Genomic DNA, 22,972 nt, shown 5'->3' with positions numbered 1-22,972 from the left:
AGTCGGTTATCCGACATAACAAACTTGCTAAAAATCAAATACTTACCTAAAACCCACAGTCACAGATCTTTTGTGTTGCACTGCAACAATTTAATGCTTGCAAAGCCGAAGAAACTCTTTCACAATTCATTCCATGCTGCACTGCAACATACAGTCGTTCTTCAGGAATGAACATGTCAGCGCAGATGCTTCTCCGGTCCGATCCCTTTGTTAGATCCGTAATTTTGGAGTGTTGAAATGAGCCTGACCCCTGACCAAATCCTGAGCGCCCACAAAGCCAACATCGAAACTCTGTTCGGCCTGACCAGCAAAGCCTTCGAAGGCGTTGAAAAGCTGGTGGAACTGAACGTGACTGCTTCCCGCGCCGCCCTGAGCGAAGCTGCCCAGCACACTCAAGCCGTTCTGAGCGTCAAGGACGCACAAGAGCTGCTGACTCTGCAAGCTGGCCTGTTCCAGCCTCTGGCCGAGAAGACTGCTTCCTACAGCCGTCACCTGTATGACATCGCCAGCAGCACCTCTGCCGAATTCAACAAGGCTCTGGAAGCCCAGTCTTCCGAAGTTCGCAAGAACTTCAACTCTCTGCTGGAAGCCTCTGCCAAGAACGCTCCCGCTGGTTCCGAGTCTGCTGTCGCTCTGATGAAGAACGCCGTCTCTGCCGCTAACAGCGCTTTTGAGTCTGTGCAAAAGGCTGTGAAGCAAGCTTCTGACACCGCTGAAGCCAACTTCACCGCTGCCACCAAGACTGCAGCTGAAGCCGTGAAGACTGCTTCTGGCGCCAAGCGCTAAATTCTGATTTTCAGCATGCTTGGCAAAGCTCTAGGGTTTACCCTATAATTGCCAACATGCGAGGTTGATGACCTCGCGCAAGTTGTCTCCTTGGATCCTCCTGAAACCCCCGTTTCATGGATCCCTTCAAGCCCGGCCTTTTTAGACCGGGCTTTTTTTCGTCTTTTTCCATGAAGCAATTTCAGCGTCTCTGTGCATAATTGACGTTTACGTCAACGTCATATATCAGGAGACAACTCATGCAAATTCAGGATCGCGTGTTCATCGTCACCGGCGGCGCGTCCGGCCTTGGAGAAGGCACCGCCCGCATGCTGGCTGCCAATGGCGGCAAGGTCGTCATTGCCGATATGAATGCCGAACGCGGCGAAGTCGTGGCGCGTGAAATTGGCGGCGTCTATCTGCGCTGCGACGTCAGCAGCGAAGCCGATGGGCAGGCCGTGGTGAAAAAAGCCACAAGCCTTGGCAAGCTGGTTGGCCTGGTGAACTGCGCAGGCATTGCCCCCGCTGAAAAGACCGTGGGCAAAAACGGGCCCCATAACCTGGCAACCTATACCAAGACCATCATGGTCAACCTGGTCGGCACTTTCAACATGATTCGCCTGGCATCGGATGCCATGAGCAAGAACGAACCCGAAACCACTGGCGAGCGCGGCGTGCTGATCTCCACCGCCAGCGTAGCTGCCTATGACGGCCAGATTGGTCAGGCCGCCTATTCGGCATCCAAGGGCGGCGTGGTGGGCATGACTCTGCCCATTGCCCGCGACCTGGCGCGCAGCGGCATTCGCAATATGACAATTGCTCCCGGCATCTTTGGCACACCCATGCTGTTCACCATGCCCCAGGAAGTTCAAGATGCTCTGGCAGCCAGCGTGCCCTTCCCCAGCCGCCTTGGCAAACCCGAGGACTACGCCAAGCTGGTCAAAAGCATTCTGGAAAACGACATGCTCAACGGTGAAGTGATTCGTCTGGACGGAGCCATCCGCATGGCTCCGAAATAATTTCGGATTGAAGCGATGAAAACAGGTCTTTGCGAAGGCCTGTTTTTCTTTCAGGCAAAGAAAAAACCGCCATCAATTGCTTGATGGCGGTTTTTGTATCTGGCGGAGTGGACGGGACTCGAACCCGCGACCCCCGGCGTGACAGGCCGGTATTCTAACCAACTGAACTACCACTCCTGGCAGGAAGCTTTGCTATTTATTCAATAGCTACAAGCGCTTCAAACTTGGCGACCCTACGGGGATTCGAACCCCGGTACTCACCGTGAAAGGGTGATGTCCTAGGCCTCTAGACGATAGGGTCAATTCCTAGAACGATTCTGATTTTTCAACCAGCCGTCAAAATTTTTGGTGGAGGTAAACGGGATCGAACCGATGACCTCTTGCATGCCATGCAAGCGCTCTCCCAGCTGAGCTATACCCCCTTCAGCGACAAGGCAGTGCCTTACTGCTGCAGTACAAAAATTGTAGCACAGGCTTTTTGCCGGTTTTTCGAAAACTTGGTTTTTTCGTACTCAACCGTCAAAAGGAATGCGCAAATGTCAAACCGCACCGCCATCACGGATGCGGTGCATCTCGCTGATGTCCACCGTCCACACCAGTCCATCACCGATCTGGCCTGTGCGGCAAGCGCTCACGATGGCCTCGCGAATAGGCTCGACCATGCTCTCTTCGACAATCACACACACCATGAGTTTGTCGGAAAAGTCGGTCAGCTCATCTTTGACGCTGCGCTTATCCACGGCTGCGGGGGCGGTAAAGCCCTCGGCCTTGAAAAAAGTCACACCGGGAAAATTGGGAATCGCACGCAAGGCTGTGCGCAGGCGCTCCAGCCGGCTGGGCCGCACAATGGCCCGGATTTCTTTCATCGCCATAGCTCTCTCTCCTATCAAGGTTCACGCCATCAAATCTCTGGCGCGGATTGAGTCCTGAACGCCCGCGCAAGCGGCTACAAGCTTGCGCGGGTGTTGCCCCGCTATAGCGACCAGCGCCACAGCAGGGCAAGCGGCAAAGCCACTCAGAGGTGCTTATGCCTCTCTTGGCTTTTCATCAAACCAGCGGTACAGCGTGGGCAACACCACCAGCGTCAGCAGCGTCGAAGAGATCAGGCCACCGATCACGACAATGGCCAGCGGGCGCTGAACTTCCGAGCCTGGGCCTGTGGCAAACAGGAATGGCACCAGACCCAGCAAAGCCACGGTGGCGGTCATCATCACAGGACGGAAACGCTGGGCACAGCCTTCGCGCACCGCGTCATGCACGCTCATGCCGTCTTCGCGCAGATGGCGAATGCAGGTGACCAGCACCACTCCATTGAGCACCGCAATGCCCCACAGCGCGATAAAGCCCACGGAAGCGGGAACGCTCACATATTCGCCGGTGACGAACAAGCCAATCAGGCCACCAATCGAGGCAAATGGCAGCACCAGAATGATGAGACTTGCCAGCTTGACGGAGTTGAACAGCAGGAACAGCAGGAAGAAGATGGCCACGATGGTCAGCGGCACAATCACCTGCAGCGTGCCCATGGCGCGCTCCATGTTCTCGAACTGGCCACCGAACTTGAAGTAATAGCCATCAGGCAGCTTCACTTCTTTTTCCAGACGCTGCTCAACCTCTGTCACAAAGCCGCCCAGGTCACGCCCTTCCACGTTGGCGCCCACCACCACACGGCGCTTGCCGCCTTCGCGGCTGATCTGTGCAGGGCCGTCCACCAGCTCAATACGCGCCACATTGTTCAGTGGCACCTGGCCTCCGGTTGCTGTGGTCAGCAGTGTGGCGCCAATGCTTTCCGGCGAGCTGCGGAAGGCTTCAGGGAAGCGAACCACCACGGAGTAACGGCGCTCGCCTTCATACAGCGTGGTCACGTCCTTGCCGCCGATGGCCGACTCCAGCACGCTTTGCACATCAGCCACATTGAGGCCGTGACGCGCAATCGCCTTGCGGTCGATATCCACGGTCAAAGCCTGCTGGCCGGACAGGCGCTCGATACGGATGTCCGTGCTGCCGGGCACGCTCTTGAGGATTCGCGCCACCTGCTCGGAAACGTCCTTGAGCTCGTTGAGTTCGTCACCAAAGATCTTGATGGCCAGTTGCGAGCGAACGCCCGTCACCATTTCATCCACACGCTCGGAAATTGGCTGCGACAGCACGATCTGAACACCAGGAATCTTGGACAGGCGCTGGCGAATGTCTTCGTCAATCTCGTCCTGACTGCGCTTGGACTTGGGGTCCAGCAGCACGATGGGGTCAGACTCGTTAGGACCTGCGGGGTCAGCGGGCGATTCGCCGCGGCCCAGCTTGGAGACCACGGACTTCACGCCATCCACTTGCGCCACTTCCTTCATCGCCGCCATTTCCATGCGAATGGACTCGTCCAGCGAGATGCTGGGCACGCGGTTGATCTGCGGCGTCAGCGCGCCTTCCTTCATGGTGGGCATGAATGACTTGCCCAGCAGAGGGAACAGCCCCAGAGAGCCGATCAGCAAAATCACGGCCACTGCCAGTGTGAGGCGGTTGCGCGAAGTCGCCGCTTCCAGCAGGCGCATGTAATGGCGCTTGAGGAAGGCAATCAGCTTGGTGTCATGGTCCGCACCGCCCTTGAGGAAGTACGAGCACAGCACGGGAGACAGGAACAGCGACACCGCCAGAGACACGGCCAGCGCCATGGCAATCGTCAGTGCCAGCGGCGCAAACATCTTGCCTTCGATGCCTTGCAGCGTCATCAGTGGCAGGAACACCAAGATGATGATGGCAATACCGAAAATGGTGGGTGTTGCTACTTCTGTAGTAGCAGACAGCACAGTGCGCACGCGCTCTCCAACGCTATCGCCTGCCTGCCCCAGTTTGTGGAAGACGTTTTCCACAACCACCACCGTGGCGTCCACCATCAGGCCGATGGCAATTGCCAGCCCCCCCAGAGACATCAGGTTGGCAGAGATGCCGTACTTGTTCATCAGGATGAAGGTGGTCAGCGGCGTGATGATCAGCGTTGCCACCACGATCAGGCTCGATCGCACATCCCCCAGGAAGATGAACAGCACCACCACCACCAGGAAGATGCCTTCAATCAGCACCTTGCCCACAGTCCACAGGGCCGAGTCCACCAGATCGGTTCGGTCGTAGTACGAAACGATTTGCAGGCCGCCGGGCAGCATGCCCTTGGAGTTGATTTCCTCCACGCGCTCTTTCACGCGGGTCACCACTTCCTTGGCATTGCCGCCACGCATCATCAGCACAATGCCGGAGACGCCCTCGGTATAGCCGCCCTTGATGATGGCACCCTGGCGCACCTCGGCATCAATTTGCACCGTGGCCACATCGCGCACATAGACAGGCACACCGCCCTGCTCCTTGAGCACGATGTTGCCAATGTCTTCCAGCGAGCGAATCATGCCCACGCCGCGAATCAGATACTGCTCCGTCACCTGCGGCAGAATGCCGCCGCTGGCATTGGCATTGTTATCGGACACAGCCTGCACCACATGGCGCACCGTCAGGTCGTAGTGACGCAGACGGCTGGGGTCCACCAGCACCTGATACTGCTTGACGTAGCCGCCCTGAGAGTTGATTTCCGCCACGCCAGGAATGGAGCGCAGCAGCGGGCGCGCCACCCAGTCCTGAATGGTTCGGCGCTCGGTCAGCTCAGCCTGCGTCAGCTCGCGCTTGCCATCATCGGGATGGTCCAGCGTGTACTGATAGACCTCGCCCAGGCCTGTGGAAACAGGGCCCAGCACCGGAACAATGCCCGCCGGCATGCGCGGCGTGACTTCAATCAGCCGCTCTGTCACCAGCTGGCGGGCGAAGTACACATCGGTCGCATCGGTGAACACCAGGGTGATGATGGACAGACCGCTTTTGTTGAGCGAGCGCATCTCCGTCAGCCCGGGCAGGCCGGTCATGGCGATTTCCAGCGGCACCGTCACAAAGCGCTCAATCTCTTCCGGCGAACGTCCTGGCGCTTCGGTCGCGATCTGCACCTGCACATTGGTCACATCGGGGAACGCGTCCACCGACAGATTCATGGCAGCCCGCAGGCCGAATCCGCACACCACCAGGGCCAGCACGATCACCACCAGCCGCTGCGATAGCGCGGCACGAATCATGGAGGCAATCATGGGCTTACTCCAGCTCAGCGCGCTTGCGCTCGTTGTTCAGGTGAAAAGCACCTTCGACCACGATCTGAGCGCCTTCGCTCAAGCCCTTGATCACAGGACGCTGGCCACCGCTGTTGGCGCCCAGCTCCACAGGAGTGAGGCGGTAATGGTTTTCCGCCTTCTTCACATAGACATGGTCCTTATCGTTCTCGCGCACCACGGCAAGCGCGGGAATGGCCAGCACTTTCTCCAGTGCACCCTGAATCTTCATCGAGGCCAACATCTGGGGCTTGAGTGCCAGATCCTTGTTATCCACCTGCGTACGAATTGCCACCGTGCGCGTTTCGGTCGAAACCGTATCGCCCACATAGATGATCTTGCCGGTGATGGGAGCCTCTTCCACCGTCAGGCCCAGCGCAGGCACGTCCACCTGCACATCCTGCCCAACCTTCACGCTGCGCGCCATTTGCTCAGGCAAGGCGCCCACCACCCAGACATTGGACAGATCGGCCACGGTGAACAGCGGGTCACCGGGCTGGGCCACCTGCCCCTGGCTGACCTGACGCTCAATCACAATGCCCGCAGAAGAAGCTGCAATCGCTGCAGAAGGCGCCACATTGCCCTGACCGCGCAAACGCGTCATGGCATCGCCAGACAAGCCCATCAGCTTGAGCTGGTCACCCGCTGCACGCAGCTCGGCACGGGCAATCTGCACTTCAGATTCGCGGCGCTGCAGCTCTGCAGAGCCAATCACATCTGCCGCAATCAGCTGGCGTGCACGCTCGGCAGAGCGCTCTGCCAAAGTAGCGGTGGCACTGGCACGCATATAGGCCAGCTGTGCAGATGTCAGCTCAGGACTGGCCACACGCGCCAGCACCTGGCCGGGCTTGACGCGGTCACCCGCCTCGGCCAGAACGTCGGTGACGCGGCCTGTCACCACGGCGCCGATACGCGTTACCTTGCGCTCATTGGCTTCAATGCGGCCAGCGATTTCCTGCACCGATGCCAGCTCGGCCTGGGCCACTGGCGCAATCTTGAAGTTGCCAGCCATCTCGGCCGACACAACGACTTCCATGGGGTCCAGCTCGGGCTGGGCTTGCACTGCAACCGGGGCCGCTGCTTTTTCATCATTGCCACAGGCGGTCAGCGTCAATGAAGTCAGACCGGCCATGGCCAGTGCCAGAACCAGAGAGGCGGGACGGTAGCGACCTGCCGAAAATTTGAGAGGTTGGGAAGACATAAATCGTGCTTAAAACAATAAAACTCGGTCTCTGCTTGAAGTCAGTCGCCTCGCATCAGCGGGTGATGACCGTGGAGGCATCGGCGTAGCGGCCCGCCAGAAAATCCAGCTCAATTCGTGCGGATTGCATCTGGTAGCGCGCTTCCAGCAAGTCGGCGCGCACGGTGCGCAGCACACGCTGCGCATCCAGCACATCCAGAATGCCGCGCTCGCCATAGCGATAGGCGGCTTCAGCAACGCGCAATGCGGCTTCGGCCTCCTTCACAGAACCCTCGCCCAAGGCCTTGACTCGCACCTGCGCCATTTCCAGCACCTTGCGGGCCTGCAGCGTCTGCTGCTCCAGCTCGGCCTTGCGGCCATCCAGGCGCAAACGGGCACGCTGCTCTTCCGACGCAGCTTCATCAATCGGGCCGCGGCGCTGATCGAAGAGAGGAATCTGCATGCTCACACCAATGGTGTTGTTGCGAATATCAGGTTCGCGGGTTTGGGCATATCGCAGCTCCACGCCCGGCCAGCGGCTGGCCTTGGCGCCTTGCTTTTGCGCTTCCGCCTTTTCCACTTCGGACTGCAGCTGCAGCAATTCAGGATGCTGATCAACACTGTGCGCTGCCGCCTTCACGGGGTCTTGCAGCGACAAGTCCAGATCGAAACGCGCAGGCAACTGGCCGGCGGCCATGCGATTGAGCGTGAGCTGAGACTGCTCCACCATCAAACGCGCGGTCTGCTCCTGCTGGCGCGCGTTAATCAGCTCGGCATCCGCCTTGATGATTTCGTAGCGCGCAGCCTCACCGCTGGCAACACGTACACGCACGCGCTCATGCGCCTGCTCAAGCAGCTTCACCGCATCATGGGCAGCCTGAACCTGAGCCTGGCGCAGCACCACTTCATAAGCCTTGAGCTTGACCTGAGCCACCAGTGCATTGCGAGACGCAGCAATCTGGTGCACCGAGGCACGCTGACCTGCTTCTGCCGCATTGACACGGGCGCTGCGCACCGAAGGCATTTCGATAGGCACCGAAATGCCCATGGAGTTCACACTGCCGGGGGTTGCCGAGGCCATGCGGGCCTTGTTGTCACCACGGCTCCACTCCAGCTTGGGATTGGGCAAGGCACCTGCGCTGACCACCGCCGCCTGAGCCGTCACACTGGACTGCTGCACCGAGCGCAACTCCGGGTTGTGATCCAGCACAGTCCCAATCAGCTGCGCCAGGCTGAGCCGGGGCTGCGCATTGTCAGAAATGCGGGTGCTGACCAACTCCGCACCCACAGCAGGCTCTGCAGCCTGCGCTGCCATGGCAGCACTCAGGCACAGGGTAAGGAGACTGGGGCGCAAAAAGCGCAATGAAGATGCAACGCCATGGCGGCTGCCACCAGCGTTGGCCGGTAGAGACGCCGGCACTATCGATCTATAGAACATAGAACACAGCTGCCTTCTTGAGGGCAGATAAAGTGAGAAAAGGATTGATGCCTTGACTTCAGCTCATGCGGCAGCGCGCCTGCAATCAGGAAGAAGGCCGGAAGACGGCAAGGCAGGTGTGAAGGTTTCGGGCCACTGAACAGCCCGCAGACGGAGCTGACAGCGCTCAGGCCAATGCAGCCAGAAGCACCCCGATACCGAAATCAGTCGAAATATTCACAACGCGAAGCAAGCACGCTTGCTTCAGGCTCGCTGGAACTCGCCTGCCAACGGCAGGCGGTCACTAGGCGGACGCAGCATTCCGTCCAGACAGGCCGAATTGGGATGCACCGCATGCGCTTGCGGCTGCATCCATATATGCGCAATACCCACCGCAATATCTTCGGGCGGGCCAAAAAGTTCGTTGCGATCATCCTGCGCTGGATTGACCTCTGAAGTACGGTGGGGCCGATGGATGGAGTACTCCACCGTTTCATCTTCCACATCCTCTTCAAACTCCTGCAGGATGTCCACGCCGTATTCGTGCGGCTCAACGTCCTGCATGTAAACCATGGCCACTACATCGTGCACTCCTGCAGGCCAAATGACTGCGACCTGCACACCCACAATGGCGGCAAGCATCAGCAATGACAGCAGGAATGAAGAAAGCGAACGCATGAATGCTTTGACGAACCAAGCAACAACCGAAATAAGAGCGTGAATGTGAAATCCGCCCCTTGAGGCAGTCATCACTGACAAGATGGTGTATCCGTGCGTGAGAAAAGTTCCAGCAACAGATAAATTAGTCAGCTTTCACAAGAGTGCAAACGATAGCTTATCGCCATAGCACTTGCAGAACAAGGGAATCTAGCTAGAAAGTCCATAGCTAAAAAGTGAAACACGGGCAGCACATCAAGCCTCCAAAACAAAAAAGCCATCCACATGCGTGGATGGCTTTTGATATCTGGCGGAGTGGACGGGACTCGAACCCGCGACCCCCGGCGTGACAGGCCGGTATTCTAACCAACTGAACTACCACTCCTGGCAGGAAGCTTTGCTATTTATTCAATAGCTGCAAGCGCTTCAAACTTGGCGACCCTACGGGGATTCGAACCCCGGTACTCACCGTGAAAGGGTGATGTCCTAGGCCTCTAGACGATAGGGTCAATTCCTAGAACGATTCTGATTTTTCAATCAGCCGTCAATTTTTCTTGGTGGAGGTAAACGGGATCGAACCGATGACCTCTTGCATGCCATGCAAGCGCTCTCCCAGCTGAGCTATACCCCCAAAACGCTCTCACGCATGAAAGCATTGAATCTGGCGGAGTGGACGGGACTCGAACCCGCGACCCCCGGCGTGACAGGCCGGTATTCTAACCAACTGAACTACCACTCCTGGTATGAAGCTTTGCATCTACTTTCGTAGCATCAAGCGCTTCAAACTTGGCGACCCTACGGGGATTCGAACCCCGGTACTCACCGTGAAAGGGTGATGTCCTAGGCCTCTAGACGATAGGGTCAATTCCTAGAACTCTTTTGATCAGCATCTCTGCCAATCAACGTCGTTTAATTTTTGGTGGAGGTAAACGGGATCGAACCGATGACCTCTTGCATGCCATGCAAGCGCTCTCCCAGCTGAGCTATACCCCCTAATTTCCTTATATCCATTCATGACTTTGTCGGTTTCGTTCGCTGTACTTCAGTACAGCTTCACGACACCTTCGCGTCCTGAATTGATCTAAGAAAATTGAAATCTGTGGCGGAGTGGACGGGACTCGAACCCGCGACCCCCGGCGTGACAGGCCGGTATTCTAACCAACTGAACTACCACTCCTGGCAGGAAGCTTTGCTATTTATTCAATAGCTACCAGCGCTTCAAACTTGGCGACCCTACGGGGATTCGAACCCCGGTACTCACCGTGAAAGGGTGATGTCCTAGGCCTCTAGACGATAGGGTCAATCCTAGAACGTGTCTGATTAAAAAAGCGCCTCGATATTCAAAAGGCGCTTTACGTATCAAGCACTAAAACTGTGGCGGAGTGGACGGGACTCGAACCCGCGACCCCCGGCGTGACAGGCCGGTATTCTAACCAACTGAACTACCACTCCTGGCAGGAAGCTTTGCTATTTATTCAATAGCTACAAGCGCTTCAAACTTGGCGACCCTACGGGGATTCGAACCCCGGTACTCACCGTGAAAGGGTGATGTCCTAGGCCTCTAGACGATAGGGTCAATTCCTAGAACGATTCTGATTTTTCAATCAGCCGTCAAATTTTTTGGTGGAGGTAAACGGGATCGAACCGATGACCTCTTGCATGCCATGCAAGCGCTCTCCCAGCTGAGCTATACCCCCAAAATTCTTTTCTCCCTACAACACAACCTTTTAATCAGTCGCGTTGTGCAGAGCCTCGAATTATAGACAGGTTTTTAGCGATTTTTCAAACGTGCGATAACTTTTTCACGTCCGAGCAATTCCAGCACCGCATCCACCGATGGAGTGTGTGCCGTTCCCACGGTCAACACACGCACCGGCATGGCCAGCACGGGCATCTTCACGCCCTGGGCTTTGAGCAGTTCTTTAATGGCAGCAGCAATGGCTTCCTTGTTCCACTCCACACCCTCCACCACGGTGACAAACGCATCCAGCAAAGGGTTGGCGGCTTCGGTCACATGCTTGGCATAGTCTTCGGCATTGCGCTCCACGCTCTCCACATAGAAGACCTTGGCCCAGTTGGCCAGATCCACCAGGGTTTCGCAGCGGTCCTTGAACAAGGCGGCAATGCGCACCAAGCGGTCATCGGCATCGATCAGGCTTTCGGCCACACCGGCCTTGACCACAAAAGGCTTGACCATGGCGGCCAGCGCCACATCGTCCATGGCCTTCAGGTGCTGGGCGTTGACCCAGCGCAGCTTGGCTTCGTCAAACTGACCTGCGCTGCGACCCAGGTGGTCCAGGTTGAACCACTCCAGGAATTGCGCGCGGCTGAAGATTTCGTCATCGCCGTGGCTCCAGCCCAGGCGGGCCAGATAGTTCACCATGGCATCGGGCAGATAGCCTTCGTCACGGTACTGCGTCACGGCCTTGGCGCCGTTGCGCTTGCTCATCTTCTCGCCCTGCTCGTTCAGCACGGTGGGCAGGTGGGCAAACACGGGCACGGTGGCGCCCAGCGCTTCAAAGATGTGGATCTGGCGCGGGGTGTTGTTGACATGGTCGTCACCACGGATCACGTGGGTGATGTTCATGTCCATGTCATCCACGCAAACACAGAAGTTGTACGTAGGCGTGCCATCAGGGCGGGCGATCACCAGATCGTCCAGCTCGGAGTTCTGGAACTCGATATGGCCTTTGCACTTGTCGTCCCAGCCGACCACGCCGGTCTTGGGTGTCTTGAAGCGCAGCACGGGCTTCACACCTTCAGGAATGGCAGGCAGCACCTTGCCTTCTTCAGGACGCCATGTGCCGTCGTAGCGGGGCTTTTCCTTGGCGGCCATCTGCTTTTCACGCAGGGCGTCCAACTCTTCCATGCTCATATAGCAGGGGTAGACATAGCCCTTGGCCTGCAGCGTGGCCAGCACCTCTTTGTAGCGGTCCATGCGCTGCATTTGGTAGAACGGGCCTTCGTCATGGTCCAGCTGCAGCCACTGCATGCCTTCGATGATCACATCGACAGACGCCTGAGTGGAGCGCTCCAGATCGGTGTCTTCGATGCGCAGCACAAAGTCGCCGCCATTGGCGCGGGCAAAGGCCCAGGGGTACAGGGCCGAGCGGATATTGCCCAGGTGGATGAAACCGGTGGGCGAAGGAGCAAAACGGGTGCGAATTTTGTTGGTCATTTCAGAGTATCCAGTCCACGGGAGAGGTCTGCCTTCAAGTCATCAAGGTGCTCAAGGCCCACGGAAATACGAATCAGGCCCTGACCCACGCCAGCGGCCTGGCGCTGGGCTTCGGTCAGGCGGCCATGCGAGGTGCTGGCCGGGTGGGTGATGGTGGTTTTCACATCACCCAGATTGGCGGTAATGGAGCAGACCAGGGTCTGGTCGATCACGTGGAAAGCATTAGCGCGCAGTTGCTCAGCGCCCTCGCCCACCACATCAAAGGCCAGAACCGCGCCACCCATGCCGTTTTGCTGGCGCATGGCCAGCTCGTGCTGGGCGTGGCTCTTGAGGCCAGGGTAATAAACACGGGCAACCTTGGGATGAGCTTCCAGCCAGGCGGCAAAGTCCAGTGCAGCAGCGCTTTGTGCCTTGACGCGCAAGGCCAGTGTTTCCAGCCCCTTCATCACCGTCCAGGCGTTGTAGGGAGCGATATTCAAACCGCCGCTGCGCAAGAAGGTGCCCATGACCTTGTCCACCAGCGCGATGGAGCCACAGACGGCGCCAGCCATCACACGGCCCTGGCCATCCAGGAATTTGGTGCCCGAGTGCACGATGATGTCCGCACCAAACTTGGCAGGCTGCTGCAGGATGGGCGTGGCAAAGCTGTTGTCCACAGCCAGCAGCGCGTTGTTGGCATGTGCCAGTTCCGCCAGTGCAGCGATATCGCACAGGTCCGTCAGCGGGTTGGTGGGCGTTTCAGCAAACAGCATGCGCGTGTTGGGCTTGATGGCAGCCTTCCAGGCTTCGATATCGGTTTGCGAAACGAAAGTGGTCTCCACGCCAAAGCGGGCCATTTCGGTGCCCAGCAGCTTGATGGTGGAGCCGAACATGGACTGCGAGCAGACCACGTGGTCACCCGTCTTTAGTGCCGTCAGCGCCACCAGCAAAATAGCCGACATGCCCGTGGAAGTTGCCACCGCGCACTCCGTACCTTCCATGGCCGCCAGACGACGCTCGAAGCTGGTCACCGTGGGGTTGGTGGTACGGCTATAGGTATAGCCAGGTTCTTCGTTGGCAAAACGGCGGGCAGCAGTGGCTGCATCGGGCTGCACAAAGCTGCTGGTCATGTACAGCGCTTCGCAATGTTCGCCCCACTGGCTGCGCTCGACCGCTTCGCGCACAGCCAATGTCTCAGGATGCAAACCTTCGGGTAATGTCTTGTTGCTCACAATTATCAAGTCCAGATGGTTGGTACTGGCGCCAGTCCCGGCAATGGCTCTGATTGAGCTTTTGCGCAATGGTCTGACCAGCTTGAACGGCGGCACCCGCCTGCCGATCTTTAAACAATGCTTTTCACACCGGCCTGCAGATTTTGAGTGAAATTGCATTCAACCCATCTATCTGCCTGCGATACACGCTCACATAAAAGGAGCAAGCACGGCGTACAGCCCTGACATTGTCCTCCTGAATGAAAAGGGTTGCCGAAGCAACCCTTTCACACTCAGTCATTCAGAGCCGGCTTGCGTGCTCAGTTTTCCTGTGCATTGGGCAGAGACAGGCGCGAAGTGTCTTCGCTCTCTTCTTCGCTGCCGCGATTGCGGCCTTCGTTGAGCGCGGTGACTTCTTCATCCGAGATATCGCCAGTGATGTAGATACCGTCAAAGCACGAGGCTTCAAAGCCTTCCACCTTGGCGTTGATCTTGCCCACGGCCTGCTTCATCGCGTCCACATCCTGGTAGATCAGCGCGTCGCAGCCAATCACCTGGCGAATTTCTTCGACGGTGCGGCCATGGGCCACCAGCTCGGAGCGCGTAGGCATGTCGATGCCATAGACGTTGGGGTGACGCACAGGTGGCGCAGCCGATGCCAGGTACACCTTGTTGGCCCCAGCGTCGCGTGCCATCTGCACAATTTCCTTGGAGGTGGTGCCGCGCACGATGGAGTCATCGACCAGCAGCACATTGCGGCCCTTGAACTCGCTGCTGATGGCATTGAGCTTCTGGCGCACCGATTTCTTGCGAGCACCCTGGCCCGGCATGATGAAGGTACGGCCCACGTAGCGGTTCTTCACAAAACCTTCGCGGTAAGGCTTGCCCAGCAGCTGCGCCAGTTGCATGGCGCTGGGGCGGCTGGATTCGGGAATCGGAATCACGGCATCGATCTCGTTCGGAGGAACGATGGAGACCACACGCTTGGCCAGCGTCTCACCCATGTTCAGGCGAGCCTGATAGACAGAGATGCCGTCCATGGTCGAGTCGGGGCGGGCCAGATACACAAATTCGAACACGCAGGGGTTCAGATGTGTTTCATCCGCACATTGCTGGCTTTCGATCTGGCCATCGTTGTGAATGAAAACCGCCTCGCCAGGAGCGATGTCGCGATCAAAGCTGTGCGTCGTTCCTTCCAGCGCCACGGATTCGCTGGCCAGCATCACCGTGCCATCAGCGCCGCGGCCCATGCACAGGGGGCGAATACCGTAAGGATCACGGAAAGCCAGCAGGCCATAACCCGCAATCAGCGCAATCACGGCGTACGAGCCCTTGATGCGCTTGTGCACGGCACGCACGGCATTGAAGATGTCTTCACTCTTGAGCGGGGCACCGCTGGATGCACGGCCGATCTCGTGTGCCAGCACGTTGAGCAGCACTTCGGAGTCGCTCTCGGTGTTGGTGTGACGGTGATCGGTATCTGCCAGTTCGCGGCGCAGTTGCTTGGCGTTGGTCAGATTGCCGTTGTGCACCATGACGATGCCAAACGGCGCATTGACGTAGAAGGGCTGAGCCTCTTCCTCGCTCGATGCATTGCCCGCCGTGGGGTAGCGCACCTGACCCAGACCCACATCGCCAGGCAGAGCACGCATATTGCGGGTGCGGAACACGTCCTTCACCATGCCCTTTGCCTTGTGCATGAAGAACTTGCGTTCCTGCTGGGTCACGATGCCGGCTGCATCCTGTCCACGGTGCTGCAAAAGCAGCAAAGCGTCATAAATCAGCTGATTCACGGGTGCGGTGCTGACCACACCAACGATTCCACACATAGTTGCGTTCCATCTGTTCGCGAAGATTGCTCCTCGCCACACTCGCCTGCTTCACCACCCATTGGCAAGCCTGCGCTTTGACATCAGGTGCAGGCGGATCACGCCTGCACCAAATTCCTAACCTTCCAGCCGCTGCACTGCTGCAGCCACTTTTGTCACTTGCCGACCTCCATCAGATGGAGGCCAAAGCCATCACTTCAAGACGCTGCCGTTCCCGGCAGATACTGCTCCCACTGCGCAGGCAATGCGGGCAGCACCAGCGCCAGCCCTTGCGTCAGCCAGGGCGCCAGCGCCGACTCCTGCCACCACTGCGCCTGATGCAAAGGCGTGTATTGAATCACCAGCGCCAGCACCAGCAGCAGCAGCGCGCCGCGCAAAACGCCAAACAGCGAGCCCAGCGCTCGGTCCACAGGCCTCAGGCCCACTGCCTCAATCAGCTGCTTGGCCAGCCACGACAGCACACCCCAGGCAAACATCGCCCCCACCAGCAGCAGCACAAATGCGGCTGCATAGCGCAACTGCATATCCCAGCCATCCAGCGGCAGCCAGACAGCCACCTCTTGCGCCCAGGTTCGCGCCACAGCAAAAGCCACAATCCAGCCCAGCAGGGACAAGACCTCATAAACCAGACCGCGCCAAGCCCCCAGCAACATGGAGCCCAGCAAGACGGCCACAAAAATCCAGTCCAGCGTGGTCATCAATACGCAGTCATCTGGGGCAGAGCCAGCAGCCCGGCATCAACCCTTGAACACCGAAGCAGGCAAACCCAGACCCTTGGCACGCGCGGCAGCCTTGTCAGCCTCTTCGCGGCTCTTGAAAGGCCCCATGCGAACACGGGTGCGCTTGCCATCCTTGGTGTCAACTGTCTGCGTAAAGGCGCCTCCACCCAGCTTGGACTTGATCTCATTGGCCTTGCCTACGTCGGCAAAAGCACCAATCTGCACAATGAATCGTTCATTGCCTGCAGCCTCCTTGGGGGCTGCAGCGGCCGCAGTTTCAGGGGCGCTGCGGCCTTCCAGCAGAGCGCGGGCACGCGCAGCTTCATCCGCCTTATTGGTTTCTGGCTTGTGCTTGGGTTCAGCCTTGGTTTCGGGCTTGGGCTCGGGCTTGGCTTCCGGTTTGTGCTCAGGCTTGGGCTCGGGCTTTTTCACCTCGGACTTGGCCTTTTCTGGCTTGGGTTCCGGCTTGGACTCTGGCTTTGTTTCAGGCTTGACCTCAAGCTTCGGCTCAGGCTTGCGCTCTGGCTTGACTTCAGGCTTTGGCTCTGGCTTGGGTTTAGCCTCGGGCTTGGGGGTTGCCACTGCTGCAGCCAATCCAGCTGCAGCGCCTGCTACAACTGCGGGAGCCGCTACAGAAACGGGAGCAGAGCCAGAAGCGGCAGGAGCAGGCCTTGCAGAAGGCGCCAGCACTTCTTCACCGTCATCCAGCGAAGCATTGGGGGCTACAGAGCCTGTGGCCGCGGGTGCAGTTCCAGACGCATGTGAAGCCACATGCGTGCCGGGAACGACCTCAGGCGCCACATTGGCCTGATCGGGAATTTCGATGGGGATATTGACCGGAATCGGGCGGGGCTGCGTATCAAACAGCAGCGGAAAGCCCACCACCCCCATCAGCACCAGCACGGCCGCGCCAATGAGTCGGTGCCGGGCACGACGACGCATGGCTTCCACGCTTTCGCCCTGGGCCAGCCGGCTGGGTCGCTTGGCGCCAGCCACAGACTCGGCTTCGTCTTTTTTGCCGGGCCAACGGAAATTGAAAAGTGCCATGGAATTCGGACTTTGTTGGAGTCTGCCGCCTCTCCCCTGAGGCAAAGCGGCAGACCGCTGGTTCAATGAGTCAGTTCAGTGATTCAATGAGCCAAATGTTTGGCGTTCAGACGTGGGGTGCCGTTTTGCAGCACCCCACCGACGGTGAAGAACGATCCAAAGACCACGATTCTATCAGCCGCCTCAGCCGCGGCCACGGCTGCATCCAGCGCCTGCTGCGGATTGGCAAAGCATTCCATGCTCACATCTTTGCGAACCAGACCTTCTGCTTGCAGCTGTTCGAGCTTGCTCTTCAGACCCTGAGCCGAATCGGCACGGGCTGTGGGCAGGTCGGTGAAGTACCAGCGGTCGATCAGCGGGCCCACTTTGGTGAGCATATGCGTCCAGTCTTTATCCGCCATCGCACCGAACACGGCGTGCGTGGTCGGAAAGTAGCCCATGGCATCCAGATTGGCTGTGAGCGCCGCCACCGAGTGCGGGTTGTGCGCCACGTCCAGCACCAGTGTGGGCTGGCCGGGAATGATCTGAAAGCGACCAGGCAGCTCGACCATGGAAAGGCCTGTGCGCACGGCCTGCGCCGTCACAGGCAGCTTGCCGCGAATGGCTTCATAAGCAGCCAGCACGCCAGAGGCATTCATCAGCTGGTTGGCACCGCGCAGCGCTGGGTAGGCCAAACCGGCATAGCGGCGGCCGCGCCCGGCCCAGCCCCACTGCTGCTTGTCGCCGTCGTAATTGAAGTCTGAGCCAAAGCGCCACAGGTCCGCACCGATCTCGGCGGCGTGGTCAATCACGCTTTGCGGCGGAACGGGGTCGCTGACGATGACAGGACGACCGGTGCGCATGATGCCCGCCTTCTCGCGGCCAATGCTTTCGCGGTCCGGGCCCAGCAGTTCCATGTGGTCCAGGTCGATGCTGGTGATGATGGCGCAGTCGGCATCCACGATATTGGTGGCATCCAGGCGACCGCCAAGACCGACCTCCAAAATTGCCACATCCAGCTTGGACTGACTCAGCAGATGCAGGATAGCCAGGGTGGTGAACTCAAAGTAAGTGAGCGCAACCTCTGCACCATCCTTCACACGGGCTTGCTCCACCGCTTCAAAGTGCGGCAGCAGTGCCTCGGGCGTGACGATCTCGCCGCCCACGCGGCAGCGCTCTTCAAAGTGCACCAGATGGGGCGAGGTATAGACACCGGGACGATAACCGGACTGCAGAGCCACGGCTTCGAGCATGGCGCAGGTCGAGCCCTTGCCATTGGTACCGGCCACCGTGATGACGGGGCAGTCAAACTGCAGGCCCATGCGCTGTGCGACTTCACGCACGCGATCCAGACCCAGGGCGATGTTCTGGGGATGCAGGCGTTCGCAATAGGCGAGCCAGGCATCCAGTGTGGCAAATGTGGTGTGCATACAGGGCGTATTGTCGCGCACTGCCAGAGGCCCTATGCGGGGCAACCCTTGCCAGATCTTGTTAAAACTGGAACAACCCGTTTGGAATCAGACAACATCATGAGCAAGACCACCACCGTTTTTGGCATCCCTAACTGCGATACCGTCAAGAAAGCACGCAACTGGCTGGATGAGCATGCAATCACTTACACCTTCCATGATTTCAAAAAGCAGGGTGTTCCAGAAGACCAGCTGCTGCAATGGATGGATGCTGCGGGCTGGGAAAAAGTGCTCAACCGCCAGGGAACGACCTGGCGCAAGCTCGACGAAGCCGTCAAGAACAGCGTGCATGACGCCAACAGCGCCGCCGCAGTCATGAAGGAACACGCCAGCACCATCAAGCGCCCTGTCGTGGAATGGGCAGATGGTCAAATCACTGTTGGCTTCAAAGCCGATGAATGGCTGCAAAAGTCCTGATATAAAAGGCTTTAAAGATAAGCAAGCACCAACATTCAAACAAGGCTTTACCTAGTTTTACCAAGTTCATCTCTTGTCTTCACAGGAGATGACTAAACTTTTCTGCAGTCTGGTGCGTTAAGCATGCAGAGACAGGAGAGATAGATATGAAGACCCTGGCGTTTTTGACCATTGCAGCCGTGACAGCCACCGGGGCGTTTGCCCAGGAACGAGGCCGCGTGCTGTCGTCCACCCCCATCACCCAGCAAGTGGCTGTTCCGCAGCAGGTCTGCTCAGACCAGCCCGTGGCTGTGGCGCCCCGCTCAACCGGCGCAGGCGCCGTGGTGGGCGCGATTGCTGGCGGCCTGCTGGGCAATGCCATTGGCGGCGGCGGCGGGCGTGCCGCAGCCACCGGCGCAGGCCTGATTGGCGGCGCGATGCTGGGCAACCAGGTGGAATCCTCCGGCCCTGCCCAGTATCAGACCGTGCGCCAGTGCAGCACGCAGACCTTCTATCAAAACCGTACCGTGGGCTACAACGTGACCTATGAGTACAACGGTCGCAGCTACACCACGCAAACCACCAATCCGCCCGGCCAGTGGATTGCACTGAATGTACAGCCCGAGGTGAATAACAACGCCTATGGCAGCAATGGCTATTACGGCACGCAGCAAGCCCCCCAGGGCGCGTACTCGACCAGCTACCCTGATAACTACTCGAACGGCTACCCCGCCTATTACCAGGGTGGCTATCAAAGCGGTTATTACGCACCCCAGCCTGTAGCGCCCACCTATTCCACCGGCAGCAGTTACTCGGCGGCGGACTATGTTGCACCGCTGCTGATTGGTGCGGTGATCGGCGCAGGCGCCTATTACGCAACCCGCCCGGGCCACTACTATCGCGGCCACGGCGGCGGCTATCGCCCTGGCTATGGTGCCTACGGCCACGGATGGCGCCGCTAAAGCGTTGTCAGACCACAAAAAAGCCCCGAAAGGGGCTTTTGTCGTTTCTGCGCTTTGCCAGACATTCGCGCGGGTGCAAGGCCGCTGGCCTAAAATCATGGGTTTTGATCTTGACCACGCTTCGCGTACCTCTTCCATGACCACCGAAACCATTGCTGGCGTCAGCCTCACCACCAAGGCCAATGTGTACTTTGACGGCAAGTGCGTCAGCCACAGCTTCACCCTGCCCGACGGCACCAAGAAGTCCGTAGGCGTGGTGCTGCCTGCCACCCTGACTTTTGGCACGGCTGCCGCAGAAATCATGGAATGCGTGGGCGGCTCCTGCGAATACAAGCTCGACGGCAGCGACGAGTGGAAGAAGTCCGCCGCTGGCGAGAGCTTTCAGATTCCCGCGAATTCCAAGTTCGACATTCGCGTGACTGAGGCCTATCACTACATCTGCCACTACGCTTGAGCGGCGCCTGAACCGGGCTGAACCCGGCTCGCTGAAATTTCAAGCCTTTTTAGCCCCAAGTGCTTATCGATAAAGCGCTTGCAGCTATCACTTTGAAGAGAAATCTCATGGAAACCATTCTGCAACATGTTCCCGTCGGCCAGAAGGTCGGCATCGCCTTCTCCGGTGGTCTGGACACCTCCGCCGCTCTGCGCTGGATGAAGAACAAGGGCGCCCTGCCCTACGCTTACACCGCCAATCTGGGCCAACCTGACGAAGCCGATTACGACGAGATCCCTCGCAAGGCCATGGAATATGGCGCAGAAAAGGCCCGCCTGATCGACTGCCGCCCTCAGCTGGCTAACGAAGGTATTGCCGCTATCCAGTCTGGCGCTTTCCATATCAGCACCGGTGGCATCACCTACTTCAACACCACCCCTCTGGGTCGCGCTGTGACCGGCACCATGCTGGTGGCCGCCATGAAGGAAGATGATGTCAACATCTGGGGCGACGGCTCTACCTTCAAGGGCAATGACATCGAGCGCTTCTACCGCTACGGTCTGCTCACCAACCCCGCTCTGAAGATTTACAAGCCCTGGCTGGACAGCAACTTCATCGACGAGCTGGGTGGCCGCGCTGAAATGTCGGCTTTCATGACCAAGGAAGGTTTCGGCTACAAGATGTCGGCCGAGAAGGCCTACTCCACCGACTCCAACATGCTGGGTGCGACCCACGAAGCCAAGGATCTGGAGTTCCTGAACTCCGGCATCCGCATCGTGAACCCCATCATGGGCGTGGCTTTCTGGAAGCCCGAAGTCGAAGTCAAGGCCGAAGAGGTCTCCATTACCTTCGAAGAAGGCCGCCCCGTGGCCATCAACGGCAAGGAATACACCGATGCCGTGGAAGTCTTCCTGGAACTGAACCGTATCGGCGGCCGCCACGGTCTGGGCATGAGCGACCAGATCGAAAACCGCATCATCGAAGCCAAGAGCCGCGGCATCTATGAAGCCCCCGGCATGGCCCTGCTGCACATCGCTTATGAGCGTCTGGTGACCGGCATTCACAACGAAGACACCATCGAGCAGTACCGCATCAACGGCCTGCGCCTGGGCCGTCTGCTGTACCAGGGCCGCTGGTTCGACCCTCAGGCCATCATGCTGCGCGAATCTTCGCAGCGCTGGGTGGCCCGTGCCGTGACCGGTACCGTGACGCTGGAACTGCGCCGCGGCAACGACTACTCCATCCTGAACACCGAGTCGCCCAACCTGACTTACGCTCCCGAGCGTCTGTCCATGGAAAAGGTCGAAGACGCGCCTTTCAGCCCCATCGACCGTATCGGCCAGCTGACCATGCGTAACCTGGACCTGATCGACACCCGCGCCAAGCTGGCCATCTACTCGCAGGCGGGCCTGCTGAGCGTGAGCAGCGCCAACGCACTGCCCCAACTGGGCGGCGACAAGAAGTAATTCAAGTCACCTCCACCCCGAAAGCCGCTGCCTGCCAGCGGCTTTTTTCATGCCTGAAATCCATGCCCCAAAACGCCGCAACCCCGGGTATCCGATAGCACTGCAGCGCAACAAAAACCGCATTTGCGGCAAGGCCGCTGCCTAGAATGCCATCACCAACTGGCACGCATCCTGCATCCCAATTTCAGATGTAGAACGCTCTCATCACACCAAGGACGGGTATGGCAAAGAAAACATGGGCTATCGCACCTTTCGCAATCGTCGCTGCCTTCGGCATGGCGACAGCTTCCGCACAGGCCACAGACCTCAAGGTTGCAATCGACCCCACCTACGAACCCTTTACCTACAAGACTGCTGACGGCAAGCCCACGGGCTTTGATGTGGACATTGCCAATGCCATCTGCGCCGAAATCAAGCGCAAATGCGTGTTTGTCGAGCAGGTCTGGGACAGCATGATTCCCGGCCTGCAGGCCAAGAAATACGATGTGGTCATCAGCTCCCTGTCCATGACGGAAGAGCGCAAGCGCGTCATTGACTTCTCCGACCGCTACTACAAGACACCCAGCGGCATCGTGGTGAAAAAAGGCACGGCCTATACCGGCCCCGCGTCTCTGAAGGGCAAGAAGATTGGCGTGCTCAAGGGCAGCACTCAGGAAAAATGGGCCATGGGCGAACTCAAGCCTGCTGGCGTCACCATCGTTCCCTACGAAGCACAGGATCAGGTGTATCTGGACATCAAGTCCGGCCGCCTTGATGGCACGGTGGCCGACAAGGTCGAAGTGCATGGCGGCTTTCTGCGCAAACCCGAAGGCAAGGACTACGGCTACGTGGGCGCTGACCAGTACGAAACCAAGTACTACGGCGACGGCATAGGCATCGGTTTGCGCAAGGGCCAGAAGGAACTCAAGGACCAGATCAACGCCGCCATCAAGACAATTCGCAGCAATGGCACCTACAACACCATTGCCAAGAAGTACTTCGACTTTGACCCCTACGGCAACTAATTTTCCGCGCTGCTGCGAGAAACGGCGACAATACTAGGTTCACCGCCTTGCAGCAGCCGCGCGACATACAGCGTAGCGTGCACCAACTGGGCTGGTTTTTTCGCAAATACCGTATCCAAGACAAGGAAT

Annotated in this window: 18 protein-coding genes and 14 tRNA genes; 7 read left to right on the top strand and 25 right to left on the bottom strand. The window is 58.5% G+C overall.

The features are described from left to right. Positions 1–237: 237 nt before the first annotated feature. Positions 238–786: a phasin family protein gene (locus JDW18_RS07790; RefSeq protein WP_218243088.1), complete on the top strand. Its 549-nt coding sequence runs from the start codon at positions 238–240 to the stop codon at positions 784–786. A 239-nt stretch (positions 787–1,025) separates the two neighbouring features. Beyond that, a complete protein-coding gene (locus tag JDW18_RS07785; protein WP_218243087.1) occupies positions 1,026–1,784 on the top strand; it encodes a 3-hydroxyacyl-CoA dehydrogenase in 759 nt (252 codons plus the stop codon). A 100-nt stretch (positions 1,785–1,884) separates the two neighbouring features. Here the strand turns inward: JDW18_RS07785 and JDW18_RS07780 are convergent. From JDW18_RS07780 to folC, 25 genes are all read right to left on the bottom strand, one after another. Continuing rightward, positions 1,885–1,961, bottom strand: a tRNA-Asp gene (locus tag JDW18_RS07780). A 48-nt stretch (positions 1,962–2,009) separates the two neighbouring features. Continuing rightward, positions 2,010–2,085 (bottom strand) — tRNA-Glu (locus JDW18_RS07775). A 45-nt stretch (positions 2,086–2,130) separates the two neighbouring features. After that, positions 2,131–2,206: transfer RNA gene (locus JDW18_RS07770), tRNA-Ala, on the bottom strand. 117 nt (positions 2,207–2,323) lie between these two features. Next, positions 2,324–2,656 carry a P-II family nitrogen regulator gene (locus tag JDW18_RS07765; RefSeq protein ID WP_218243086.1) on the bottom strand — a complete coding sequence of 111 codons (333 nt, stop codon included), beginning with the start codon at positions 2,654–2,656 and terminating at the stop codon, positions 2,324–2,326. 153 nt (positions 2,657–2,809) lie between these two features. Further along, entirely contained in the window at positions 2,810–5,899 is a 3,090-nt protein-coding gene (locus JDW18_RS07760; protein ID WP_218243085.1) for an efflux RND transporter permease subunit, read from the bottom strand. A 4-nt stretch (positions 5,900–5,903) separates the two neighbouring features. Then, positions 5,904–7,118, bottom strand: a complete 1,215-nt coding sequence (locus tag JDW18_RS07755) for an efflux RND transporter periplasmic adaptor subunit (protein WP_218243084.1) — start codon at positions 7,116–7,118, stop codon at positions 5,904–5,906. Between the two features lie 55 nt (positions 7,119–7,173). Beyond that, a complete protein-coding gene (locus JDW18_RS07750) occupies positions 7,174–8,412 on the bottom strand; it encodes a TolC family protein (protein ID WP_246610331.1) in 1,239 nt (412 codons plus the stop codon). A gap of 366 nt (positions 8,413–8,778) precedes the next feature. Further along, positions 8,779–9,264: a hypothetical protein gene (locus JDW18_RS07745; RefSeq protein ID WP_246610513.1), complete on the bottom strand. Its 486-nt coding sequence runs from the start codon at positions 9,262–9,264 to the stop codon at positions 8,779–8,781. Between the two features lie 215 nt (positions 9,265–9,479). After that, positions 9,480–9,556 (bottom strand) — tRNA-Asp (locus JDW18_RS07740). Positions 9,557–9,604: 48 nt separating this feature from the next. Further along, positions 9,605–9,680 (bottom strand) — tRNA-Glu (locus tag JDW18_RS07735). A 46-nt stretch (positions 9,681–9,726) separates the two neighbouring features. After that, positions 9,727–9,802: transfer RNA gene (locus tag JDW18_RS07730), tRNA-Ala, on the bottom strand. 31 nt (positions 9,803–9,833) lie between these two features. Next, positions 9,834–9,910 (bottom strand) — tRNA-Asp (locus JDW18_RS07725). 48 nt (positions 9,911–9,958) lie between these two features. Then, positions 9,959–10,034: transfer RNA gene (locus JDW18_RS07720), tRNA-Glu, on the bottom strand. A gap of 54 nt (positions 10,035–10,088) precedes the next feature. Next, positions 10,089–10,164, bottom strand: a tRNA-Ala gene (locus JDW18_RS07715). Positions 10,165–10,271: 107 nt separating this feature from the next. After that, positions 10,272–10,348 (bottom strand) — tRNA-Asp (locus JDW18_RS07710). A gap of 48 nt (positions 10,349–10,396) precedes the next feature. Continuing rightward, positions 10,397–10,472, bottom strand: a tRNA-Glu gene (locus JDW18_RS07705). A 74-nt stretch (positions 10,473–10,546) separates the two neighbouring features. After that, a tRNA-Asp gene (locus JDW18_RS07700) sits at positions 10,547–10,623 on the bottom strand. A gap of 48 nt (positions 10,624–10,671) precedes the next feature. Continuing rightward, a tRNA-Glu gene (locus tag JDW18_RS07695) sits at positions 10,672–10,747 on the bottom strand. Between the two features lie 45 nt (positions 10,748–10,792). After that, a tRNA-Ala gene (locus JDW18_RS07690) sits at positions 10,793–10,868 on the bottom strand. 74 nt (positions 10,869–10,942) lie between these two features. Further along, positions 10,943–12,349, bottom strand: a complete 1,407-nt coding sequence (gene gltX, locus JDW18_RS07685) for a glutamate--tRNA ligase (protein WP_218243082.1) — start codon at positions 12,347–12,349, stop codon at positions 10,943–10,945. Further along, positions 12,346–13,560, bottom strand: a complete 1,215-nt coding sequence (locus tag JDW18_RS07680) for an O-succinylhomoserine sulfhydrylase (protein WP_218243081.1) — start codon at positions 13,558–13,560, stop codon at positions 12,346–12,348. Before JDW18_RS07680 ends, gltX begins: the two co-directional genes overlap by 4 nt. Before the next feature lie 299 nt (positions 13,561–13,859). Then, the gene (gene purF / locus JDW18_RS07675; RefSeq protein ID WP_218243080.1) at positions 13,860–15,368 is read right to left on the bottom strand and encodes an amidophosphoribosyltransferase; all 1,509 of its coding nucleotides are present in this window, start codon (positions 15,366–15,368) and stop codon (positions 13,860–13,862) included. Between the two features lie 197 nt (positions 15,369–15,565). Further along, positions 15,566–16,066: a CvpA family protein gene (locus JDW18_RS07670; protein WP_218243079.1), complete on the bottom strand. Its 501-nt coding sequence runs from the start codon at positions 16,064–16,066 to the stop codon at positions 15,566–15,568. Positions 16,067–16,105: 39 nt separating this feature from the next. Further along, entirely contained in the window at positions 16,106–17,134 is a 1,029-nt protein-coding gene (locus tag JDW18_RS07665; RefSeq protein ID WP_218243078.1) for an SPOR domain-containing protein, read from the bottom strand. An 83-nt stretch (positions 17,135–17,217) separates the two neighbouring features. Further along, positions 17,218–18,543: a bifunctional tetrahydrofolate synthase/dihydrofolate synthase gene (gene folC, locus JDW18_RS07660; protein ID WP_218243077.1), complete on the bottom strand. Its 1,326-nt coding sequence runs from the start codon at positions 18,541–18,543 to the stop codon at positions 17,218–17,220. Positions 18,544–18,642: 99 nt separating this feature from the next. On the opposite strand from folC, the gene JDW18_RS07655 reads away from it, so the two are divergent. From JDW18_RS07655 to JDW18_RS07635, 5 genes are all read left to right on the top strand, one after another. After that, positions 18,643–18,999, top strand: coding sequence for an ArsC family reductase (locus JDW18_RS07655; protein WP_218243076.1), 357 nt, complete (start codon positions 18,643–18,645; stop codon positions 18,997–18,999). A 146-nt stretch (positions 19,000–19,145) separates the two neighbouring features. Then, positions 19,146–19,940: a glycine zipper 2TM domain-containing protein gene (locus JDW18_RS07650; RefSeq protein WP_218243075.1), complete on the top strand. Its 795-nt coding sequence runs from the start codon at positions 19,146–19,148 to the stop codon at positions 19,938–19,940. Positions 19,941–20,076: 136 nt separating this feature from the next. After that, positions 20,077–20,394 (top strand): pyrimidine/purine nucleoside phosphorylase, encoded by a 318-nt coding sequence (gene ppnP, locus JDW18_RS07645; RefSeq protein WP_218243805.1) that lies wholly within the window; start codon positions 20,077–20,079, stop codon positions 20,392–20,394. Between the two features lie 107 nt (positions 20,395–20,501). Beyond that, positions 20,502–21,839 (top strand): argininosuccinate synthase, encoded by a 1,338-nt coding sequence (gene argG, locus JDW18_RS07640; protein ID WP_218243074.1) that lies wholly within the window; start codon positions 20,502–20,504, stop codon positions 21,837–21,839. Positions 21,840–22,114: 275 nt separating this feature from the next. Then, positions 22,115–22,843, top strand: coding sequence for a transporter substrate-binding domain-containing protein (locus JDW18_RS07635; RefSeq protein ID WP_246610329.1), 729 nt, complete (start codon positions 22,115–22,117; stop codon positions 22,841–22,843). Positions 22,844–22,972 lie beyond the last annotated feature (129 nt).

The organism is Comamonas fluminis (assembly GCF_019186805.1).
Taxonomy (GTDB): Bacteria; Pseudomonadota; Gammaproteobacteria; order Burkholderiales; family Burkholderiaceae_C; genus Comamonas; species Comamonas fluminis.
Note: the sequence above shows the minus strand (reverse complement) of the source record. Positions and strands in the feature narration are given on the sequence as shown.

Bases quoted from the DNA above. Each gene is read 5' to 3' on its own strand.
- JDW18_RS07760 (WP_218243085.1), bottom strand. From the start codon at position 5,899: ATGATTGCCTCCATGATTCGTGCCGCGCTATCGCAGCGGCTGGTGGTG.
- argG (WP_218243074.1), top strand. From the start codon at position 20,502: ATGGAAACCATTCTGCAACATGTTCCCGTCGGCCAGAAGGTCGGCATC.
- gltX (WP_218243082.1), bottom strand. From the start codon at position 12,349: ATGACCAACAAAATTCGCACCCGTTTTGCTCCTTCGCCCACCGGTTTC.
- JDW18_RS07745 (WP_246610513.1), bottom strand. From the start codon at position 9,264: ATGACTGCCTCAAGGGGCGGATTTCACATTCACGCTCTTATTTCGGTT.
- JDW18_RS07665 (WP_218243078.1), bottom strand. From the start codon at position 17,134: ATGGCACTTTTCAATTTCCGTTGGCCCGGCAAAAAAGACGAAGCCGAG.
- JDW18_RS07750 (WP_246610331.1), bottom strand. From the start codon at position 8,412: ATGGCAGCGCAGGCTGCAGAGCCTGCTGTGGGTGCGGAGTTGGTCAGC.
- JDW18_RS07755 (WP_218243084.1), bottom strand. From the start codon at position 7,118: ATGTCTTCCCAACCTCTCAAATTTTCGGCAGGTCGCTACCGTCCCGCC.
- JDW18_RS07790 (WP_218243088.1), top strand. From the start codon at position 238: ATGAGCCTGACCCCTGACCAAATCCTGAGCGCCCACAAAGCCAACATC.
- JDW18_RS07655 (WP_218243076.1), top strand. From the start codon at position 18,643: ATGAGCAAGACCACCACCGTTTTTGGCATCCCTAACTGCGATACCGTC.
- purF (WP_218243080.1), bottom strand. From the start codon at position 15,368: ATGTGTGGAATCGTTGGTGTGGTCAGCACCGCACCCGTGAATCAGCTG.
- JDW18_RS07765 (WP_218243086.1), bottom strand. From the start codon at position 2,656: ATGGCGATGAAAGAAATCCGGGCCATTGTGCGGCCCAGCCGGCTGGAG.
- JDW18_RS07785 (WP_218243087.1), top strand. From the start codon at position 1,026: ATGCAAATTCAGGATCGCGTGTTCATCGTCACCGGCGGCGCGTCCGGC.
- folC (WP_218243077.1), bottom strand. From the start codon at position 18,543: ATGCACACCACATTTGCCACACTGGATGCCTGGCTCGCCTATTGCGAA.
- ppnP (WP_218243805.1), top strand. From the start codon at position 20,077: ATGACCACCGAAACCATTGCTGGCGTCAGCCTCACCACCAAGGCCAAT.
- JDW18_RS07650 (WP_218243075.1), top strand. From the start codon at position 19,146: ATGAAGACCCTGGCGTTTTTGACCATTGCAGCCGTGACAGCCACCGGG.
- JDW18_RS07635 (WP_246610329.1), top strand. From the start codon at position 22,115: ATGGCGACAGCTTCCGCACAGGCCACAGACCTCAAGGTTGCAATCGAC.
- JDW18_RS07670 (WP_218243079.1), bottom strand. From the start codon at position 16,066: ATGACCACGCTGGACTGGATTTTTGTGGCCGTCTTGCTGGGCTCCATG.